This window comes from Rhodococcoides sp. S146-33 (assembly GCF_059489205.1).
The window spans coordinates 1,659,529-1,679,849 of record NZ_JCAJWY010000001.1 but is presented as its reverse complement, the minus strand read 5'-3'; the positions used below and the strand labels follow the sequence as shown (position 1 = coordinate 1,679,849).

18 protein-coding genes are annotated in these 20,321 nt (G+C 65.6%); 6 read left to right on the top strand and 12 right to left on the bottom strand.

What is annotated here, in order from left to right; genetic code table 11:
- From AC5WEY_RS08085 to AC5WEY_RS08065, 5 genes are all read right to left on the bottom strand, one after another.
- Positions 1-453, bottom strand: coding sequence for a hypothetical protein (locus tag AC5WEY_RS08085; RefSeq protein WP_495645393.1), 453 nt, complete (start codon positions 451-453; stop codon positions 1-3).
- Positions 450-1,256, bottom strand: a complete 807-nt coding sequence (locus AC5WEY_RS08080) for an SDR family oxidoreductase (RefSeq protein WP_495645392.1) — start codon at positions 1,254-1,256, stop codon at positions 450-452. The genes AC5WEY_RS08085 and AC5WEY_RS08080 overlap by 4 nt, the downstream gene beginning before the upstream one ends.
- Entirely contained in the window at positions 1,235-3,817 is a 2,583-nt protein-coding gene (locus tag AC5WEY_RS08075; RefSeq protein WP_495645391.1) for a class III lanthionine synthetase LanKC N-terminal domain-containing protein, read from the bottom strand. Before AC5WEY_RS08075 ends, AC5WEY_RS08080 begins: the two co-directional genes overlap by 22 nt.
- Positions 3,814-4,410, bottom strand: coding sequence for a flavoprotein (locus tag AC5WEY_RS08070; protein ID WP_495645556.1), 597 nt, complete (start codon positions 4,408-4,410; stop codon positions 3,814-3,816). Before AC5WEY_RS08070 ends, AC5WEY_RS08075 begins: the two co-directional genes overlap by 4 nt.
- Before the next feature lie 454 nt (positions 4,411-4,864).
- Positions 4,865-5,422, bottom strand: coding sequence for a hypothetical protein (locus AC5WEY_RS08065; RefSeq protein ID WP_495645390.1), 558 nt, complete (start codon positions 5,420-5,422; stop codon positions 4,865-4,867).
- 277 nt (positions 5,423-5,699) lie between these two features.
- Here AC5WEY_RS08065 and AC5WEY_RS08060 point away from each other — a divergent pair, with 277 nt between their 5' ends.
- Both AC5WEY_RS08060 and AC5WEY_RS08055 read left to right on the top strand, forming a co-directional pair.
- Positions 5,700-6,305 (top strand): response regulator, encoded by a 606-nt coding sequence (locus tag AC5WEY_RS08060; protein ID WP_495645389.1) that lies wholly within the window; start codon positions 5,700-5,702, stop codon positions 6,303-6,305.
- Positions 6,306-6,385: 80 nt separating this feature from the next.
- Entirely contained in the window at positions 6,386-7,639 is a 1,254-nt protein-coding gene (locus AC5WEY_RS08055) for a sensor histidine kinase (protein ID WP_495645388.1), read from the top strand.
- Here the strand turns inward: AC5WEY_RS08055 and lanM are convergent.
- Complete coding sequence (gene lanM / locus AC5WEY_RS08050) at positions 7,580-10,402, bottom strand: type 2 lanthipeptide synthetase LanM (protein ID WP_495645387.1); 2,823 nt, start codon at positions 10,400-10,402, stop codon at positions 7,580-7,582. The two genes, AC5WEY_RS08055 and lanM, sit on opposite strands and share 60 nt — an antisense overlap.
- Before the next feature lie 9 nt (positions 10,403-10,411).
- The gene (locus AC5WEY_RS08045) at positions 10,412-10,585 is read right to left on the bottom strand and encodes a hypothetical protein (protein WP_495645386.1); all 174 of its coding nucleotides are present in this window, start codon (positions 10,583-10,585) and stop codon (positions 10,412-10,414) included.
- A gap of 307 nt (positions 10,586-10,892) precedes the next feature.
- Here AC5WEY_RS08045 and AC5WEY_RS08040 point away from each other — a divergent pair, with 307 nt between their 5' ends.
- Complete coding sequence (locus tag AC5WEY_RS08040; protein WP_495645385.1) at positions 10,893-12,716, top strand: helix-turn-helix transcriptional regulator; 1,824 nt, start codon at positions 10,893-10,895, stop codon at positions 12,714-12,716.
- A 22-nt stretch (positions 12,717-12,738) separates the two neighbouring features.
- Here AC5WEY_RS08040 and rlmB read toward each other — a convergent pair whose 3' ends face one another.
- From rlmB to AC5WEY_RS08015, 5 genes are read right to left on the bottom strand one after another with little or no spacing between them, the layout of a single operon-like run.
- Entirely contained in the window at positions 12,739-13,722 is a 984-nt protein-coding gene (gene rlmB, locus AC5WEY_RS08035; protein WP_495645384.1) for a 23S rRNA (guanosine(2251)-2'-O)-methyltransferase RlmB, read from the bottom strand.
- Positions 13,722-15,137, bottom strand: a complete 1,416-nt coding sequence (cysS, locus tag AC5WEY_RS08030) for a cysteine--tRNA ligase (RefSeq protein ID WP_495645383.1) — start codon at positions 15,135-15,137, stop codon at positions 13,722-13,724. The genes rlmB and cysS overlap by 1 nt, the downstream gene beginning before the upstream one ends.
- 23 nt (positions 15,138-15,160) lie before the next feature.
- Positions 15,161-15,625 (bottom strand): 2-C-methyl-D-erythritol 2,4-cyclodiphosphate synthase, encoded by a 465-nt coding sequence (ispF, locus tag AC5WEY_RS08025; protein ID WP_057476689.1) that lies wholly within the window; start codon positions 15,623-15,625, stop codon positions 15,161-15,163.
- Positions 15,622-16,287 carry a 2-C-methyl-D-erythritol 4-phosphate cytidylyltransferase gene (gene ispD / locus AC5WEY_RS08020; RefSeq protein ID WP_495645382.1) on the bottom strand — a complete coding sequence of 222 codons (666 nt, stop codon included), beginning with the start codon at positions 16,285-16,287 and terminating at the stop codon, positions 15,622-15,624. Before ispD ends, ispF begins: the two co-directional genes overlap by 4 nt.
- A gap of 1 nt (position 16,288) precedes the next feature.
- Positions 16,289-16,777, bottom strand: coding sequence for a CarD family transcriptional regulator (locus AC5WEY_RS08015; RefSeq protein ID WP_027494344.1), 489 nt, complete (start codon positions 16,775-16,777; stop codon positions 16,289-16,291).
- A 288-nt stretch (positions 16,778-17,065) separates the two neighbouring features.
- Between AC5WEY_RS08015 and AC5WEY_RS08010 the strand changes: the two genes are divergently transcribed.
- The 3 genes from AC5WEY_RS08010 to disA all read left to right on the top strand — a co-directional run bounded on the left by AC5WEY_RS08010 (position 17,066) and on the right by disA (position 20,311).
- Positions 17,066-17,674 (top strand): copper chaperone PCu(A)C domain-containing protein, encoded by a 609-nt coding sequence (locus tag AC5WEY_RS08010; RefSeq protein ID WP_057476691.1) that lies wholly within the window; start codon positions 17,066-17,068, stop codon positions 17,672-17,674.
- 43 nt (positions 17,675-17,717) lie between these two features.
- Complete coding sequence (radA, locus tag AC5WEY_RS08005; RefSeq protein ID WP_032380143.1) at positions 17,718-19,115, top strand: DNA repair protein RadA; 1,398 nt, start codon at positions 17,718-17,720, stop codon at positions 19,113-19,115.
- A 110-nt stretch (positions 19,116-19,225) separates the two neighbouring features.
- Positions 19,226-20,311: a DNA integrity scanning diadenylate cyclase DisA gene (gene disA / locus AC5WEY_RS08000; RefSeq protein WP_037195049.1), complete on the top strand. Its 1,086-nt coding sequence runs from the start codon at positions 19,226-19,228 to the stop codon at positions 20,309-20,311.
- Positions 20,312-20,321 lie beyond the last annotated feature (10 nt).

The window sequence follows — 20,321 nt, the reverse complement described above, 5'->3', positions numbered from 1 at the left end:
TCAGCCTCCGTTCGGGCTGCCACACGGAAGGGTGCAGTCGCCGATTCGGTAGGTGACCTTGTCCGCGGTGTCGAGCACGGCACCGTCGGCGTTGACGAATTTCACGACGGTCACCGCACTGTTCGCGGGATCGTCGCGCAGATACTCCATGATTGCCCGTGCACCGCGGCCTGCGGGCTCCCACCGCGAGTCGGTGACGGACGACTCGACGCGGACCACCGCCGCGGACTCCGCACCGATACGGTCCACTTCGCAGGCCCAGTCGACCGTGCCGCAGGCATCCTGGAACGAGGCGGCACCGAGTCCGGAGAGGACTGCCTGCTGCGCGGCCTCACCTGCTGCCCGGTCCTCGGTGGTGCCGAAACTGTTGACGACGGCGCATCCGGTGGCCAGGAATGCCGCACTCGCCAGAGTGCAGGCGACCGCCGAGCGACGCCAGGGGTGGGTGATCATCGGTGTCTCCTTTCGACTACGTGAATTTCGATGCCGGAGTGCGTGTCGGGCGCGGTCCGCTCCCTCGCTGCGACAGCGATGGCCCCCACCGAATGCGTGATGTCCTCGACCGTCGGCAGACCGGTGCCGCGCGCCGCAGCCTCGCGACGGCGTTCGGCCGCCGCCTCGGGTTCACGCAGATCCATCAGATGGGCGGCGGGTGAGCCCTCCACCATGTCACTGACGACGATGTGCAGGGGGGTGGAGCATCCGACTACCGAAAACCTGCGTCGCAGAAGCTGTTCCCCGCGATGCTTGCTCGCAGCGATGTGGCGATAGCTGTCGAACTCCGGTACTGATCCGTACCGATGCGACTGCAAGCTGGTCATGAAGAGCACCGCACTGCTCGGGGTCAGGAGGTAATCGAGTTCCTCGACCAGAGCCAGTTGCGCGTCCGCATTGACCAGATCGGCGTACCCCTCGGGCGCTCCGTGCTCCATCCCGCCTGCGGCGTTGAGCACCAGTACGTCGAGGGTTGTGTGTCGGGCCGTGACGGCGGCGGTCAGCGCACGCCGGCCCGATGTCGTCGTGATGTCGGCTCGGACGGCGCGAATGTCGCTGTGCCGATACTGCGCCCGGATCGAGGAGACCACGCAATCTGCGCGGCGTTGCTTCTCGCGATAGCAGAACACGACCGAGAACCCGCGAGCCACGAGAGCTCGGCACAGGGACGCGCCGATGCCGCGGGAACCACCCGTCACTACGGCGAGTGGCTCCGGCTGGGATTCGATGGCGTGCATCGTCAGAACACCCCCGGCAGCCACGAGGACGTTCGTCCGGTCGCAAGTGCGAGGGCGGTGACGATACCCGCTGTGCCACTTGCGAAATCGTCCTGCGCTCGGATCGCTCCCGCTCCGGCTGCCGCCACTCGGCCGGCGACATCTCCACAGAAGGCGTCCACGCCAGGAACGATCTGATCCAGGCACCGATCGAGGTGCGCCTCGTCGAATGCCCTCGAGCGGAGCAGATGTGCGTTGGCGACGATGCCGCCGGCGATGCCGGTGTAGAGGCCGGGCGCCACACCGATCCGCGAGCACGCTCCGTGCTGGACCTGCCCCAGAAACCGATGATCGAGAGTGGACAGGTCGTCCAATTCATCTGCTGCAACGACGAATCCGCAGTTCCCGCGATCGAGATACGCGAGAAGGCGGCTGTGTCCGTCCCAGTGATGGGCCGCTCCGCTCTCGTGGTCGAGGTAGGTGGAAGCTTCATGGTCGAGCAGAGCTCGGACGGTGTCGGCGTAGTCGTCCTTGGGGATCACGCGGTGCATTCGTCCCAACGCCAGCGCGATCCCCGATGCGCCCCCCAGCAATCCGGTCGGTATCGGGGCCGCCGATCGAAACGCCTCATGGACCCGCTCCACGAGGATGTCGGCGGACTTCTCGACGATCTCGAGATCGATCGATCGCGAATCCCGTCGGTAGTGCCACAGCCCGCACAAGATGTACCCGGCAACCCCGGCACGCAGACTCATCGACGCCCGGTCGGTGTCTGCTGTCTCGACCATCCGTTCGACAAGCGCCTGCGCTCGGTCGTCGAGACCGAGTACCGAGGCGATCACCGAATTACCCGTCCATCCGTCCAGCAAGCCGGCATGGTGTTCGCCGAACACGTCGAGGTGGCGTCCGAGCCACAGGTCGTATCGGTCGACGAGCCCGTCCGGGACGGCTCCGGCACACCAGAGTGCCCACAGCACTCCGGGCAGGCCGTGACTCACTCCGAAACGACCCGACAGCTCGAATCCGGCGGGCCCGCACTGCACCGGGTGCTCGGCGTCGGGGTCGACAGCACCCGCCAGAGACCCGGCTGCGGCGTCGAGCAATTCCTCCCGTGTGCGGGGGCGCCGGCCGCGCAGCGACCCCGTGTCGGCACGCAGACCCGCACAGATGCGGCCCGTCCACGTCGCATCCAAATCGAAGGTGCGACGGGCATGATCGATCACCCGCTCGGCACCCTGATCGACGTACGACACCATCGGCATCATGGGCGCGTACAGGTACAGTTCGGTCGCCGCGACGGCGTAGCTGTCGATGTCACGGCCGCTCCCGCCGATGCGGAAGAAGCCCTGTGCGCCGACGAAGTCGGACTTCACGTCGCCGAACGGCAGTGCGCCCTCGAGATCGACGAACCACAGCCGGGCGTCCGGGCCGGGACCGACGATGATGTTGGCTGGATGGATGTCGCACGCCAGATAACCAGCATCGTGAATCGCATCCACCATCGCTCGCAGTCGCACGCCGATGCTGTCGATGATGTTTCGGAACCGCTCGGAATCGATTCGCGAGAGTGGTTCGTCGGGTGCCGAGCGCAGCAGGGCGGGGTTGTGGGATGCCGACCACTCCTGCAAGGTCTGTCCGGGCGCGAATTCGTAGACCAGGAAGTCGCTGTCTCCCTGAGTGAAATATTCGATCACTCGTGGCACGTAGCCTGTGTGCGCAAGTGCCCGCATCGCGGCATACTGCCGCCTCAGGCGAGTGGTTGCCGGGACCATCCCCGCGTCGTAGCCGGTGTGGTGCCTCGCTTCTTTCAACACGACCTCACGCCCGGCGGTGTCGCTGCCTCGATAGACGCCTCCGGTATTGGAAAAGTGCAAGGCACCGCTGATTCGGTAGACGCGGCCCGCTCCGGCCGATTCCGGTCGACCGGTTGCACCGTCTTCGGTCTTCTCGTCGAGTATTGCCGGGCGAGTGACAAATTCGGGATCGTAGGGAGTGATCCCGCGCCGGTCGGGGACTGCCCGGCCCTGCGGATCGAAGATGACGGGAACAGACGCCCCGTTCTGGTCACGGCCCAGGATCCGCCGAAACCCGCCGTACCTCAGATGCACGATCGAGCCTCGAACTCGGTGGCTGCCCAATACTGCGGGGCCGGTCTCGTCACTGAATTCCGCCAGCAGGATGCGGACCAGTTCGTCGAGGTCGGTGTCCTCGGATGGGTAGAGAACGAACGATTTTCCGCTCGCCTCGCGCGGCGCATACTTGCCGTTGAGCGCCCATGCATATTCGAGGCGCGTCAGGTGTTTGAACGGTATCGCCCGTTCGATGCACAGTTCGGTCGCTCGTTCGATGACCGCCCGAGTTCTCGGTACGGACGGCGCGAGGTGAACTTTCCAGCCTTGGTCCTGCAACTGCCGACCCGGTGGTACCGAGACCGTCCACGGACCGGACGTACTGCGATTCCACGCGGCAGGCAAACAGGTGCCAGCTGCACCGACGAGGCCGTGCGGAACCGCAGCAAGATGCGGATTGGCTTCGGTATCGAGGTTCCACCGATCGAGAGGCGCGAACCAGCGCCGATCAGCGAGAGTGGACAGGTAGTCGTTCACGCCGACACCCCGGCGAAATCGTTGCCGCCGGCGACAGCAGCGTCGAGGACCGACATGCAGTCCCAGAGCGGCGGTGCGACCCACGCATCGCGTTCTACGCTCGCGCTGGGGCGAGCGACAGGTTCGATGACCGTGACCCCGCTGCGAATACGCAGGTCGTTCAGCATCGTCTCGACGGCTGGATTGGCGTCGGCCCCGGGCGGAAGATTCGGAGCCAGCACAACGGGAGCGAGGGTGCTGAGCACACTGCTGAGAAACGGAGTCGAGGCGTCGAGCCGGTGAATGCACGCCAGGGTGTTCAGCGAGGCGGGATACACGAGAACGGCGTCGTGCACTGCGAGCCAGGTGTGCGGCGACGGCGACTTCGCGAGAAGAGTGGGGTCGTCCCAACGGTCCATGGAAACGGACGAGCCCAGTAATGCCGAAATACTTTTGGGACTGACGAAGGTCGCGGCACTATCGGAAAGGTTCACATGCACGGAAACATCCGGGCGCTGAGCCTTCAGCCAGTTCAGAGCTACGGGAAGGAAACACGAATTCAACGTTCCGGTCACATGAATAAGAATGTTCATCTTCGCCTCGGTCCGTAGTATGGTTCTTCTCGATTCTTTTCGCTCGGTGAATTCTTACATCACCGAACTTTCGGCACCGCTGAATGCTGACGCGGGACATCCGGTCCTGACGGAGTCGAAACCGGATGTCCCGCAAGCACACTGGGTCAGCAGCCGCTGCTGGAGAACGAGGCGAGCAGCTCGCTGGACGCCGAGTCCGACTCGAGGGTCTGCAGCTTCGTGATGTCGGTGACGTCGATCATGAGATTCCCTTTCAGTTGGGTTTCGTGGAGCCAACCTCCACACAGAAAACATTAAAAGCATCGATAGAAGAAATGCAAGACCATTTTCAAAATTATTCGAGATTATTTTCCGACAGAATTCGGACACGCCGAAAAGGCACACCGTATTACGGAGCGCCTTTTCGGGCAATTGATTCCATTGTTTTTCCGAGAGCACACGACCCGATCATCCGGGCGCTGTCGCCTGCGGAGTGTCAGCGTGCGCCGACCTTCTCCGCGCCGGCCCTACCCTTGACCCACAGAGGGCCGAACACCAACCATCCGATCGTGATGATTCCGACCGGTTGCACGACGTTCTTCAACGCAGCAGCCTGCTGCTCGTCGGCGACGGTGTAGGCCAATCCAAATGTCACCACCAGAGCAATCACTGCCGCTCCGAGCCACTTGACGAACGCTCTCACTTCGCGCCGGTACGCGGCCTCACCGTTCTTCGGGACCTTCTCCGGTGCCGGGCCGCCCGCAAACCTGTGAGCAAAACGCACGTCGAGCCACGACACGGTCGAATGCGCGAACATCACCGTCCATCCGAGGTAGATCCCGGCGAGCTGATGAGCGAAGGACACCTCTCCGCCGCGGCGCAGATCCAGCGCTACCGCGACGATCAGGACGATATCGAGAACGGGCAGCAACGAGAGGAGAACTGTGCTTGTACGTCGCATCCGAAGGACATATCGGACGGTGGTTCCGCCCAGCACGAGAATCCAGAAGCCGATCTCGCAGGCCGCGATCGTCAGCAGAATCGGATTGTCCATTCTTTCCTCCTGTTCACCGGTGCGATCCGGCTTTCGGGCATGCTTCGACAATGCCCTGGCAGAGACACGAAAACGAGTGTGCTTTCTCAGCGATCGGCATGTTCAACCGCACACCGTCGGGATGAGATATGTCATGTGAGCGGTCCAGTCCTCGTCGACGCGACCGCGAGGGCATCGCACGGACGTCCGGTGCCACCGTCTCGGCCGCGCTAACATTCGCTCGGTACCGGTCGCCGAAGCTCGGCGGACCGCGGAGATCACCGGAGGCGGGAGCGCTGTGGACGATCTGACGGTCGTGGTGGCCGACGACGAAGGCACCATCAGGTCCGCCTTGGTCGAGCTGATGGATCTACGCCCTGGGCTGTCCGTCGTCGGCGGGGCCGCCAACGGGGCCGAAGCGGTAAAGCTCGCCAAGGCACTGACCCCCGACGTCGCGCTGCTCGACGCCGACATGCCGGTGATGACAGGCATCGAGGCCTGTGCCGTGCTCGCGCCGCTCGGGATCAAAGTGGTCATCCTGACAGCGAGCGTCTCCGCCTCGACCATGCGTGAGGCCATGGCCGCGGGTGCATCGGGTTACGTCACCAAATCCACCGCAGTGGAGCAACTTTCGGAGATCATCGTGAAGGTCGCCGGCGGAGCCTCCTACGTCGACCCGCAGCTGGCCGCGACCATCATCGCTGCACCCGAGAATCCGTTGAGCCCGCGGGAGATCGAGGTGCTGCGGCTCGTGCTCCCCGGAACACCCGTGGTGGACATCGCACAGGAGCTGCAGCTGGCCGTCGGTACGGTTCGGAACTACCTGTCCTCCGCGATGGCCGCGCTCGGTGCACGCAATCGGCACGAGGCCGCGCGCCTGGCCGTGGACAAGGGCTGGATGTAACCATCTCGATTCCGCCGTCCTTCGGTCCACTGTCACAATTCGAACCGACTCGTTCCAGTGCCAGAGATCAGGATCCGCGTATGAGAGACACCGGTCCCACCCGTACATCCGTCCCCGAGCCCGCCGAGGCGAACACGGCGCTCGGTGTGCGGGCCGATGGATCCGGTTACCTTCGTGCCGGCAGCGTCTACGTGGCGTCGACCCTCTATTTCCTGGCCTGGGGCTCGGTCCTGACGTTCGTCGGACGTACCCCGCTGCAATGGTCCGACGCACAGACGTGGATCTGCGTCGGCCTCACGGCGGCCGCGTTGCTCGGCTTGTCGGCACTCATCACCGGCACCACACGCGGCACCGACGTGCGCGGCAGGCGGTTTCGACGCTTCGTCCTGCTCTACGGCGCAGTCGCCGTCGTCGGTGCCGCGCTGTGTACTGTTGTCGGCCGAACCGCGTCGGGCGAACTGCCGTGGCTCGCGACGCTCATCCTGATCTGCATCGCCTTCGCGACAGCGATCGTCTCGGCGTCCTGGGGGCTTGCAGGGGCATCGGCTGCAGTCGCCGGATCCTTCGTCATCACCGACAGCGTGGCGTCCGTCTGGCTGTTCGCGACAGTTGTGGCGGCCAACCTGGTGTACGTCCGGCTGGTGCTCTGGATCTTCGGTCTGATGCGACAACTCGACGCCGCGCGAAAGACCATCGGATCGATGTCGATCGAACGCGAACGGCTGCGTTTCGCCCGTGATCTTCACGATGTCGTAGGGCGCTCGCTCACGTCCATCGCGCTCAAGTCGGAACTGGCCCTGCGTGCCGACATCGACTCGGCCACCAAGGATTCCTACGTGCGTGACACTCGCGACATCGCACACCGCACACTCTCCGACATGCGATCGCTGGTGCGGGGCTACCGCGAGATCGACCTCGCTTCCGAGTTGGACGATGCACTGATGATGCTCCGATCGGCGTCGGTGTTCGTCGAGGCCAACGGCGATGCCGGTGCCGAGCTGGACGAAGACAGCGCGCGTGTGGCGGCGTGGGTGATTCGCGAGGCGATTACCAACGTTCTCCGGCACGCTCCCGAGGCGACGGAGTGCACCATCCACATCGAGGGTCGCACCGTCGAAGTGACCAACGATGGGGTGCCCGAACTCGCATCGATGAACCCGGAACACCACGGCGGCAACGGCAGCGGACTGAAAGGCCTGCGCGAGCGCGTCCGCGCGGTCGGCGGCACGCTCGAATCCGGCCGCGACGGGGCACTGTTCCGGGTGCGGTGCCGTCTACCGGGGGCTTCGGCGTCCAAAGTGACGCGGCGTCGAAAGTCGTCGGCCGCCGGTTGAACCGGTTCCGACGGTAAGCGCGACCGGATTGGGCAGAAAAGGATCCTCAGCCACCGCTCGCGCGTAGACGATGCCCGGCACACCGGTCATCAGGGACAGTTCTGCCACCGCCCCGCCGTACCCGGTTCGATACCCGCGTCGGCCTATCGTGCGAACCAGGCGAGCACCGCGGGCCCGTGCCGCTTCGAGCAGGTGCTGCGCGTTCAGCAGCACCCCGAGATGAGTGAGGGCCAAGACGATTCCGGACTCGCCGTGACAGATGGTGTCGTCCTTGTCCGCCGATTCCGCGTCCACCAGGTTTGCGAGCGTCAGGGCCCGGTCTCGCTCGCCCATTCGGTACGCGATCTCGGCATGCGCGAGAAGAATTCCGGTTCGGCCCCAACACCACGACGGTCCGGCGTTACGCGGTTCCTTCTCGTTCTCGACAGGCCGAGCCAGCAGTTCCAGGAGTTGTGCGCGGTGATCCTCGGACCCGAGGGCGGCGTCGGCGCGGCACAACGCCCAGGCCACCCCGTCCACCCCGTGAGCCAGGCCCCGGAGGTCGTCCGGACCGGAGGCCGCGAGCCGATCCGACAGGACCCTGGATCCAACCTGGAGAACACCGGGGACAGTGCTCGCGTCGCTTGCGGCCAAAGCGATCGCGCCTGCAATTCCGCCGACGACGTCGAGAGGTCGGGACGCATCCACAACGGCCTCCAGAACCGATGCGATGGTCGCAGCAGCCCGGCTGTCGTCACCGTCGACGCGTGCACTTTCTCGGAGCAGCCATGCCGTAGCGAGGTCGCCGGTGTACGGGCAGGGGTCGACGACGCCGTCGCGCGTGACCGCGGCTGCGGCGAGGGCGCGTAACGACGTGGTGTGCTTCGCAAGTCGCCGCCGCCACCGCACATCCTCGGACCGGCCCGCCAGAGCGGCGGTGAGAAGCAGCACTCCTGCGCCGTCGTACAGCGATCGATCCGAGGACACCAGCGTCGCACGTCCATCGGCGGCCGGTAGCGATTGCACCAGTCCGATGGCCGTACGGTCGGGCGCGCAGACCGCGCGGGCCGCAATGCGCCGTGTGACCCGAGCCAGGGACGAGAACACGTCGGGGTCGATCGTTGCCCGGTGCAGATCCGTTCTCGACGACGCGTCATTGCACGGCGCCGAATGCGAGTCTGCCGGAACCACCGTCGAGATTGCGGATCTCACGAGATGCTCCGTGGCCACGATCGGAGTGCGCAGTGCGGCATCGAGGCAGCGATGGGCGCGGTTCCGTGCGGTGTCCGAGACCGGAGACAGAGCCGTCGACCGGTCGTTTCCGGATTCGATCAGTTTCGTCGATCCCACTCTCGTCACGAAACGCGGCACATCACCTCGCCGCAGCGCATCCAGCTCCAGGGTCAGTGCGGCGCGCCCACCTGCGACACTCGGCGGAATCAACGCGAGAAGTTCTTCGCGTGCTGCGTCGCTCGACAGATACCGTGGATGGGCGGATGCGTTCAGGAACGCGGCGTACACGGCCGTCGGACGCAGTACCCGGCGCATCTGGACGTCGGTATGTGCATCGATGACGCCGCGGACCGCGTCGGCGTGCCGGCGAAGTGCGAGAGTCGCTGCCGTGCAACCGGCCACCACCTCCTCTGCGTATCGGCCGAACTCGATCGGAACCCCACCACGGTGGGGCCGGTGCGAGGCCATCGTGGTGACGATCGGAACGTGGCGGGCCGACACCGCATCGGACCCGTCACCGGTGATCTCCACTGCCATCGCGCCCTCGCCCGGCCGCTCGACGACGTCGGACACCGCAGCGATCGAGTCGCTCGACGACGGCAACATGGAGGTTCCGAGCGGTCCGTCACCGAGGACAGCGGCCAACAGGTCGTAGTGGTCGCCGGTGTCGGGAGGCTTCTCGGTAGTCGGATGCAGCAACGTCTCCACGTCGACGGGGACGGGGAACTCACCGTCGGCGATGACGTTCTCGACATGGATATCCGTGGTCCCGATGGCACCGAACAGGGCCAGCAGTTGCCCAAGACGCCGATGGAACCTTCGTGCCGGAGCGTCACCGGGTGGCAACTGTTCCCTCTGCACGTACTGCTGCCACCCGTAACCATCGCCGGCGACGAAGACAGGAATTTTCAGGTTCAAGTCGGGTTGGCCGGAGAGGACATCGACGAACGCTCGCAGCATGCGATCCGGACCGAAGTCGCGGCTCTTGTAGACGACGGTGTGCCCGCCGATTCGTACGAGGGCGACGTGTCGGCCCCCTGCGTGGGAATCGCCGAGTGTGCAGTCGATACCGGTGAGGCGACCCGCCCCGACCAGCCCCTCGTTCACGAGAGCGACTCGATCCGCAACGAATGCAGCCACTATCGCTTCGCACTGTTCGAGACGTCCCGATACGATCGCGGCCATCCGCCCGGCCAGCAGCGGATAGCGCGCGACGGTCTCGTCGACATCGTGTAGCGAGAAAGCCCGCAGAGCGGACGTTCCCGAGTCGTCGGCAGGAAAATCGTGTCGGACGCGGAAGTCGTGGAAGTGTTGCACCAGTGGCAGAGCCATCAGCCTCGACAGTTCGGCGATCAGGTCCCCCATGACGGACTCGACCACTGCCGTCGAATCCACGATCTCGGGTGAGCCGACCGCTGCCAGTGCCGTCCACAGCCGGTCGCGTGAATCGTCCTCCACGGCCCGCAGAACGCGCCGCGCGAGGCAGGCCACGGTCAGCTCGGGCCCGGTATCGAGCATGTTCGGCTCGGACGCGGCCGCGCCGACACGCACCCCTGGGGTCTAGTTGCAGAGCCAGGTGACGCACGTCGTGGTCGGAAAGCCAACCGGCACCGAGCCTTCGGCGCGGGTTTCGAGGGCCGTTCCCTGTGCCGCGACAACGGCAAGGGCGGCCAGGTCAGGCGCTAGGAGTTCGACGGTCGGTGCGGGTGCCGGGGCACAGGATGTTGCGCTCATGAACGTCTCCACTTCGTGATCAGTACGAACGGTCCGGGTACCGACCAAGCTAGCGGGATCCTTCGGCGCCCGAAACACAGGTGTGTGGGAGTGCCAAATGTCATCGATGACACCACTGTGCGATACACACATGGTTGCCCTGCCTGGGTCGACAACCCGATCGGATGGTGTCACAGCGTGGACTGTCAGCACGCCTGTGCCATGCCCGGCGGCTACGATTCGAGCGGGTTCGCAAAGACGACCCCAGGCTCGTGCACACACCGGCGAGGCCGGGTACGCGAACTACCTGATCGAGGGGTGGGCGAGGGTGACCGAATCGGTGCTCGGCTCGAATGTGGTGGTGACAGAGCCTGCGGTCGATGTGACCGGGCAGCTCGAACGCGCGTTGTGGCGCGCGTGGGCTCCCGGTGAGGGGCCGGGTTCAGCTGTGCTCGCCGGGATCACGGGAGGCGACATCACCGTCGACGACGTGGAGGCGTGCGCCTCGGCGATCCTCGACCTGGGCCCCACCGCGGTTCTCGAAGCACTCCAGAACGGAGCCCGATGGTCGCGGTTCGTCGAACGTCTCACGCGCCCGACGGCGTGCCGCACCACAGCGTCGGAACCTCTGGCCCGTTCCGAGTGCGCACGAGAAGTCATGAGGTGGCTGCATCTCAGCACCGGTACCGCACCCCTGGCGATGCTCCGTTCGGTGGTGCCGGCGGCGACTCGCCTCGACGACGCATTGGACGAACTCCGAAATTCGGGAGCGATTCGATCGAGGTGTCCGTCGTCGCAACACGGGACCACCGGTACAGGGACGCGGGCAGCACTGGCTCTGAGCCAGCTGGGAAGCGCCGCCGACGAAGTGCGTATCTGGGCTACGAAAAACGGTGGAGCCGAATCGATCTCGCGAATGTATCGCACCATCGATCGCTGGGTACTCGACGAATTATCGGCCGCAGCAACCACTCCGAGTGCGTCCGCCACGGCGATATCGTTGCGTAGACACGGTCTGGTGGCCATGGAGCGAAGTGCCCGGGCCGGCCGGTGGGAGGATGCCGCACGCCTCGCCGAACTGCTCGCGCCCCCGCTCGCAGCGGTGGGGTTGCACCGAGCGCTACACGGTGTTGTCCGAACTGTGCTGGGACATGCATCATCGACACCGTCGGTCGACGAGGCGCTTCGGACCCGGTTGCAGACGGTCTCGGCGCACCTGTGTCTGGCCGGCGGCGACATCTACATATGCCGTCATCTGCTCGAGACCGTCGATCGCGATTCACCGCAGGCGCGTTCGCTGCGGTGGCGAGCCGAGATGACTACGGCGGTCTGGGCCTCGCAGTACGACCCGGCGTCCGTACTCACCGTGGTCGCATCGGCCTTGCTGACCGGTGGGTCCTACAGCGTGGCGGCCGGCGTGACGCTCGACCTCATCGCGCGGTTGCTTCACGACGGTCGTCTCGCGGACGCGCACGACGTTCTCGCCGTAGCCGGCGGGTATGCAGCCGTTGGTGGTGACGATCTCGTCCTGGCAAGGCTGCACGTCACCTCGGCAATTGCAGCGCAACTGTCCGGGGACACCCCCCGAGCACGAGCGGGTATGGATGCCGCTCACCTCATCGCAGCGGTGCACGGTGCCCACGCATTCGTGCATGTGGTCTCGTACTCGACCGCGTCTCACCGTCACGGCGTCCGGGGGGACTCCGGGTGCGTCGTAGTGGAGGCGAGCGATATTCTCGCCTCCACTCCACTGGAGATCGATCACCGACACGTCATGGCGATGGCCGCAGCCGATCACGGACCCGGTTGGACCGGCCGCCGGGTCGGATCTGCCGGTCCTCTGCTGAACGCAATCGCGGCAATGTACACGACCGGCGAGAGCATGCGTCCATTGGAATCGATCACCCGGCAGGCGGTATCGGCACAACGCACATCCCTTCCCGCTACGGCTGCGCCCTCGGCCGCTGTCGACGCCGCGCTGACCGACCGTGAGTGTCAGGTCGCGGAGCTGGTGGCAGCCGGCCTCTCGAACGTCGAGATCGGTGCCAGGTTGCACATCTCGAGGTGGACGGTGGTCTCGCATCTTCGCAACATCATGCGCAAATGGGACTGCACTACCCGCGTCGAAGTCGCTCTGCGACATCGTTCTTGACCGGCACCACGCCGAGCAGGCGTCAGCCTCTGCGTTGCCGAGCTACGTCGGCCAATACGACGCCCGCCGCCACCGATGCATTGAGTGATTCCACCGGCCCTGCCATCGGGATCGACAGGATGTGGTCACAGGTCTCGCTGACCAGACGCGAGAGGCCCTTGCCCTCGGATCCGACGACGATGACCACGGGACCCTTGCCGTCGAAGGTGTCGAGTTCGGTGTCGCCGCCGGCATCGAGGCCGACGACGGTGACGCCCTTGGACTGCCAATCCTTCAGTGTGCGAGTCAGATTGACCGCGCGCGCGATAGGCAGGCGAGCTGCAGCACCGGCACTGGTTCGCCACGCCACTGCGGACACGCTCGCGCTACGACGCTGCGGGATCACGACGCCGTGGCCACCGAATGCCGCCACCGAGCGCACCACTGCGCCCAGGTTGCGCGGGTCGGTGATGTTGTCGAGCGCCACGAGCAGCGCCGGTTCCTGGTGCGTGCGCGCGTTCGAGATCAAATCGTCGGGGTGTGCGTAGCGGTACGGCGGCACCTGTAGCGCGAGGCCCTGGTGCAATCCGTTGGCGCTGAGCTTGTCCAGGTCGGAGCGAGGCACCTCGAGGATGGAAATGCGCGCATCGCCCGCTCGCTGGACGGCTTCCTTGAGTCGATCGTCGCTGTCGGTCCCCACTGCGACCCACAGGGCCGTTGCCGGCACGCCTGCCCGCAGGCATTCGACAACCGGGTTGCGGCCGAGCACCACCTCTGGGCCGTCCTCGGCCTTGCGTCCGGCCGGCCTGCTGCCTGCGCGGCCACCGGTGGTGCCGCCGCGGTTCTGCGCGGACTTCTCGGCGAGCTTCGCCCGGCGCGCGGCGGGATGCTTGGTGCGCTCGGAGGCGGGAGGCGTCGCGCCTCGTCCTTCGAGGCCCTTACGCCGCTTGCCTCCGGAACCGGCGACCTGCCCCTTCTTGGTGCCGTCCTTGCGGATTGCGCCGCGCCTACTCGAATTGCCTGCCATCACAAACCTGCTTCGTCGGTCTTGCTCGTACCCAGCGACCATTCGGGCCCGTTGGGTGTATCTGTCACGTCGACTCCGGCCTTGGCCAGCCTCGTCCGTATCTCGTCTGCGGCGGCCCAGTCCTTGGTCGCCTTCGCCGTTGCTCGACGCTCCAGCTCGGCATCGACCAATACGCCGAGCGCACCGAGAGCTGCTGCGTCGGAACCACTGTCGCTGGACCAGTGCGGGTCGAGCGGGTCGACGCCCAGAATGTCCAGCATCGCCCGCACACTTCCCGCGTACTCCACCGCGGCCGGTAGGTCACCGGACTCGAGTGCGGTATTGCCGAGGGTGACAGTGGCGTGAATCTCCGCCAACGCCTTGGGAACTCCGAGATCGTCGTCCAGGGCTGCGGCGAATCCGGCGGTCCACTTGCCCATGGGTACCTCACCGGCGCGCTCGACGGCTCGCCGGACGAACCCCTCGATGCCCCGATACGTCACGGCCGCGGTCTCGAGCGCGGTGTCCGAGTACTCGAGCATCGACCGGTAGTGCGCGCCACCGAGGTAGAACCGAAGCTCTTGCGGGCGAACCTTTTTCAAAACGTTGGGCACGGAGAGAACGTTGCCGAGGGACTTCGACATCTTCTCGCCGCCCATCGTCACCCACCCGTTGTGCAGCCAGTACCGCGAGAAGCCGTCTCCGGCCGCCATCGACTGCGCCCGCTCGTTCTCGTGATGCGGAAACACCAGATCGAGCCCGCCGCAATGGATGTCGAAGTCCGCGCCGAGGTAGTTCTCCGCCATGGCCGAGCATTCGAGGTGCCAACCCGGGCGACCCGGTCCCCACGGCGTAGGCCACGACGGCTCGCCGGGCTTGGCACCCTTCCAAAGCGTGAAATCGCGGGGATCGCGCTTGCCCTCGGCGACGGTCTCACCCTGGTGTACGTCGTCGAGCTTGTGGCCGGACAGCGCGCCGTAGCTGGGAAAGCTCTGCACGTCGAAGTAGACGTCGCCGCATTCGTCGGCGTAGGCATGACCGCGTTCGATCAGTCGCTCGATCATCTGGACCATCTGGGTGATGTGACCCGTCGCGCGCGGCTCGGCCGACGGCGGAAGAACCCCGAGTCGGTCGTACGCCCAGGTGAACGACCGCTCGTAGGTCGCGGCCCACTCCCACCAGGGACGGCCTGCGTCGCGTGCCTTGTTGAGGATCTTGTCGTCGATGTCGGTGACGTTGCGGACGAAGGCGACGTCGTAGTCGTGCGCCAGCAACCACCGCCGCAACACGTCGAACGCGACGCCGCTGCGCACGTGACCGATGTGAGGTTCTCCCTGCACCGTCGCCCCACACAGGTACACCGATGCATGGCCAGGGACCAAGGGGGTGAATTCCCGCAGGGCCCTCGTCTCGGTGTCGTGTAGGTGAAGGGTCACGACCAGCAATGCTACCGGTGGTTTTACCCCGTCATGACAAGTGCGGTCGCGATGGCCGCGATTCCTTCACCGCGGCCGGTCAGACCGAGCCCGTCGGTGGTGGTCGCAGACACCGATACCGGCGCACCGAGCACGCGCGAGAGAACCTCCTGCGCCTCGACGCGACGCGGTCCGATCTTGGGCCTGTTGCCGATGATCTGTACCGCAGCGTTGCCGATCGTGAATCCGTCGGCGTCGAGCAACCGCTTGACCTCGGTCAACATCGCGGCTCCACTGACCCCGTCCCATTCCGGACGTCCCGTCCCGAACACCGACCCCAGATCGCCGAGACCGGCTGCGGACAGCAGCGCGTCGCACAGTGCATGGGAGGCGACGTCGCCATCGGAATGCCCCTCGAGTCCGTCCGCGTCCTCGAAGAGCAATCCGGCCAGCCAACAGGGTCGGCCTGGAGCGATGGGATGGACGTCGGTGCCGATGCCGACTCTCATAGGAGCGCCTTTGCCAGGAGTAGGTCGTGTGGCGTGGTGATCTTGAACGCGAGGGCGTCGCCGACGATGGTGTGCACCGTCTCGCCGATGCGCTCGACCAAGCCCGCGTCGTCGGTGGAGACATCGGTGGCGGCGTCGTACGCACGACGCAGGACGTCCGCGTCGAAGCCCTGCGGTGTCTGTACCGCGCGCAAACCCGCGCGATCGGGTGTGCCGACGACTGCGCCCATGAGGTCCACGGACTTGATGGTGTCGACGACCGGCAGAACCGGAATGACGGCGGAGCGGCCGGCGCGGACCTCGGCCACGACGCGCGCGATCAGCGTCGGTGGAGTGAGGGCGCGAGCGGCGTCGTGGACCAGCACGATGGATGCGTCGCCGACAGCAGCGAGACCGGCTCGCACGGAATCTGTGCGCTCGGCACCACCCGCCACGACGAGGACATCGGCACCCACGTGGCTGCGAGCGACGTCGAGAAGATCAGCGGGGACGATGACGACGATGCGATCGACGGCACCCGAGGACCGCAACCCGTCCACGGACCGCGTCAGGAGAGAATCGGTACCCAGACAGACGAATGCCTTCGGCTCGTCGTGTCCGAGCCGAAGGCCTTTGCCTGCAGCGGGTACCAGCGCGACTACGTCGCCGGCGGTACCGTCCACGCTACGAAGCTGTAGCGAGAACTTCGTCGAGCATGGTGTCGGCCTTGGCCTGGTCGGTTCCTTCGGCCAGTGCCAGCTCGCCGACCAGAATCTGACGTGCCTTGGCGAGCATGCGCTTCTCACCTGCCGACAGTCCGCGATCCTGTTCGCGGCGCCAGAGATCGCGAACGACCTCGGCAACCTTGTTCACGTCACCGGAGGCCAGCTTCTCCAGGTTCGCCTTGTAGCGGCGCGACCAGTTGGTGGGCTCTTCGGTGTGCGGTGCACGCAGCACCTGGAAGACTTTGTCGAGGCCTTCTTGGCCGACGACGTCGCGAACTCCTACGTATTCCGCGTTGTCCGCGGGAACTCGAACGGTGAGGTCGCCTTGCGCGACCTTGAGAACCAGATACTCTCTCGGTTCACCCTTGATGGTGCGTGTCTCTATCGCTTCGATCAGCGCCGCTCCGTGATGGGGGTAAACGACGGTGTCTCCGACCTTGAAAATCATGTGACAAGTGCCCCTTTCGATTTATCAAGAATACCACGGCTGATATCAACGGTGCAGGTCAGGGGCATCGCGGTGCCGAATCAGGGGTTGACACAGACGCATCGACGTGTATCCGGGGCCACATTTTCAGGTGCATCGTTCTGTCTGTTCTTGTTCTGACAGGCACCCCCACCTGGCGTCATCGGGCCGCCGGCAGACCCCACGGGCGGTCGATGGACGAGAACTACTACTCTGCCTAGTGGACGAGATGGACCGAGCCGGCCCGGCACCACATGGAGGACGACCGAAGTGACTTCAATCGACGCTGCGACACCGCTTGGCCGCCCTCGTAGAGTGGCCGCCACACTCGCCCTCCTCGCCGGTGGCGCGCTTGCCCTCAGCGCGTGCGGCGCAGGCCAAATTTCCCAGACCGCCACTCAGGTCGCTGCTGTCAACGGCAACTCCGCTGACGTCGGAGACATCCAGCTGCGCAACGTGCACGTGGTGTACCCCGATTCGCAGGAGTACAGCATCGAACCCGGCGGCACCGTCGAACTCGGCTTCACTGCCATCAACTCCAACTCCGCTGCTGCAGACGAACTGATTGGCATCTCGTCCCCCGAGGCGCAGGTCACCATCGTCGACGAGGCGGAATCGGGAAGTACCGAGATCGCACCGTCCACCGCTTTGGGTGCAGGTGCGCCCGCCGACGTCCAGCTCGACGATCCCCTGCTGCCGATTCAGTTGATCAAGGTCGAGATGGCCGACATCAGCGAGAACGTTCGGCCGGGCCTGACACTGCCGGTGACGTTCGAGTTCGCGAACGCAGGCGAGGTCGTCGTCAACGTCCCGGTCGATGCCGGTCACGAGCTCGAGCGCTCCGAAGAGGCCGTGTCCGAGCACAGCGAAGGCGAATAGCCACCACCCCGATCCTGTCGGTGCCGATCGTTAGGCTCCGTGCGTGGTCAAACTGAAATCGAGCTACCGCTGCTCTGCGTGTCATCACTCGGTCTCGAAATGGGTCGGACGCTGTCCCGAATGCGGTAACTGGGGATCGATGGACGAGGTCCAGGCCACCGCCGCTCCCCTGACCACCCGCGCAGGCGCGTCGGCGTTGCGTTCCGGCGGCGGCGCCATGATCCCCACCACGCCGGCAGCCGCTCTGACGACGATCAGCAGTGCCACGTCACAGGCCAACACCACCGGCATCGACGAGTTCGACCGCGTACTCGGCGGCGGTTTGGTACCCGGTTCGGTCGTTCTGCTCGCAGGCGAGCCCGGCGTCGGCAAATCGACGCTGCTGCTCGAGGTCGTGCACAGGTGGGCCCGCTCGGCACCGGATCGCCGCGCGCTCTACGTCACGGGCGAGGAATCCGCCGGTCAGGTTCGGTTGCGCGCGGACCGTACCGGTGCCGTACACGAGCGCGTTTTCCTCGCTGCCGAGTCCGATCTGGCCACGGTGTTCGGCCATGTCGAACAGGTGAAACCGAGCCTGCTGATCGTCGATTCGGTGCAGACGATGCTCGCCGCCGACGTCGACGGTGTCATCGGCGGAGTCACGCAGGTTCGCGCCATCACCAGCGCCCTGACCACTCTCGCCAAGACCACCGGGGTAGCGGTGTTGCTCGTCGGACATGTCACCAAGGACGGCGCGGTGGCCGGTCCGCGGTCGCTCGAGCATCTGGTCGACGTGGTCCTCAACTTCGAGGGTGACAAGCACTCCACACTGCGAATGATCCGGGGCGTCAAGAATCGGTTCGGCGCGTCCGACGAAGTGGGGTGCTTCGAGTTGCGCGAGACCGGCATCGTCGGCATCAGCGATCCTTCCGGGCTGTTCCTTCATCATCGGAGCGACGCCGTCCCCGGGACTGCCGTCACGGTCACAATGGACGGCAAAAGGCCACTACTGGCGGAGTTGCAAGCACTGATCGTCGACACCGCGATGCCGTCGCCCCGGCGTGCGGTCAGCGGACTCGATCACGCGCGAGTGGCGATGATCCTGGCCGTTCTCGAACGCCGGTGCGGGGTCAAGGTCTCCAAGGCCGAGGTCTACGCGGCCACGGTCGGCGGCATGCGCACCAGCGAACCATCCGCGGACCTCGCTCTCGCGGCGGCCGTGGCCTCGGCCGTGCGCGATCAACCCCTCCCCGCGGGAATGGTGATTCTGGGCGAAGTGGGCCTGGCCGGCGAGGTGCGACGCGTGGCCGGGTTGGGCCGCCGCCTCGCCGAGGCGGCGCGACTGGGCTTCAACTACGCGATCGTCCCCGAGGACGCCGGTCCGATACCCGACGGCATCAAAGTCAAGACGGTCACCAACGTCGGCGAGGCGTTGACCTACACGCGTATGCGCCCCGTATGACACCGGGCGGTATTCTTCGTCGTGCTGCCTGCAGGTAGCAGCGCAGTAGTCTGTGTTCGCACGAGTAGATCCGCACACCCGACGGCGACATGAACACGAGGGGGTTGGCCATGGAGGGCACCACGCCGTCCCCAGCGTTGCGCGAGACCATCGCTCGGCTCGCACCGGGAACCGCTTTGCGTGACGGCCTGGAGCGAATTCTGCGCGGGCGCACCGGCGGGTTGATCGTCCTCGGCTACGACGAGGAAGTCGAAGCGATCTGCGATGGAGGCTTCGAGCTCGATGTCGAGTTCGCCCCGACCAGGCTTCGCGAATTGTCGAAAATGGATGGCGCAGTAGTGCTTTCGACCGACGGTAAGCGGATCGTCCGGTCCAATGTCCAGCTGGTGCCCGACCACAAGATTCCCACGGTCGAATCCGGTACGCGCCACCGTGCCGCCGAGCGAACCGCCATGCAGACCGGCTATCCCGTTGTCTCCGTGAGCCAGTCGATGAGCATCGTCAGCGTGTACATCGGCGGCATCAGACACGTCGTCGAAGGCTCGGCCACCATCCTTTCGCGCGCCAATCAGGCCGTCGCAACCCTCGAGCGTTACAAGGCCAGGCTCGACGACAACACTCGTCAACTCTCGGTCGTCGAGATCGAGGACTTCGTGACTCTGCGCGACGCCCTGACCGTCGCACAGCGACTCGAGATGGTGCGGCGAGTGTCGGTGGAGATCGAGCAGAACGTCCTCGAACTCGGCACCGACGGCCGCCAGCTCGCCCTGCAGCTCGAAGAGTTGTTGGGCGACAACGACGTCGATCGCCAGCTGATCGTGCGCGACTATCTGGCCGGCAACGAGCCGTCGAGCACCACCGGGGTGGAGAAGGCACTGGCCGCACTCGACAAGCTGACCGACGTCGATCTGCTGGATCTGACGACATTGGCCCGCGCCTTCGGCTACCCCGCGACCATCGAGGCCCTCGACACCCCGATGAGTCCTCGCGGGTACCGGGTGCTGACGCGCGTTCCGCGGTTGCAGTTCAGCCAGATTCATCGACTCGTCGGCGCGTTCGGCACACTGCAGGGTTTGCTCGCCGCCACCGCCGCCGATCTGCAGTCGGTCGACGGCATCGGTGGACTGTGGGCTCGACACATCAGAGAAGGCCTCTCCAGACTCGCCGAGGCCTCGATCTCGGGTCCTTACGACTGAGATCCGGTAC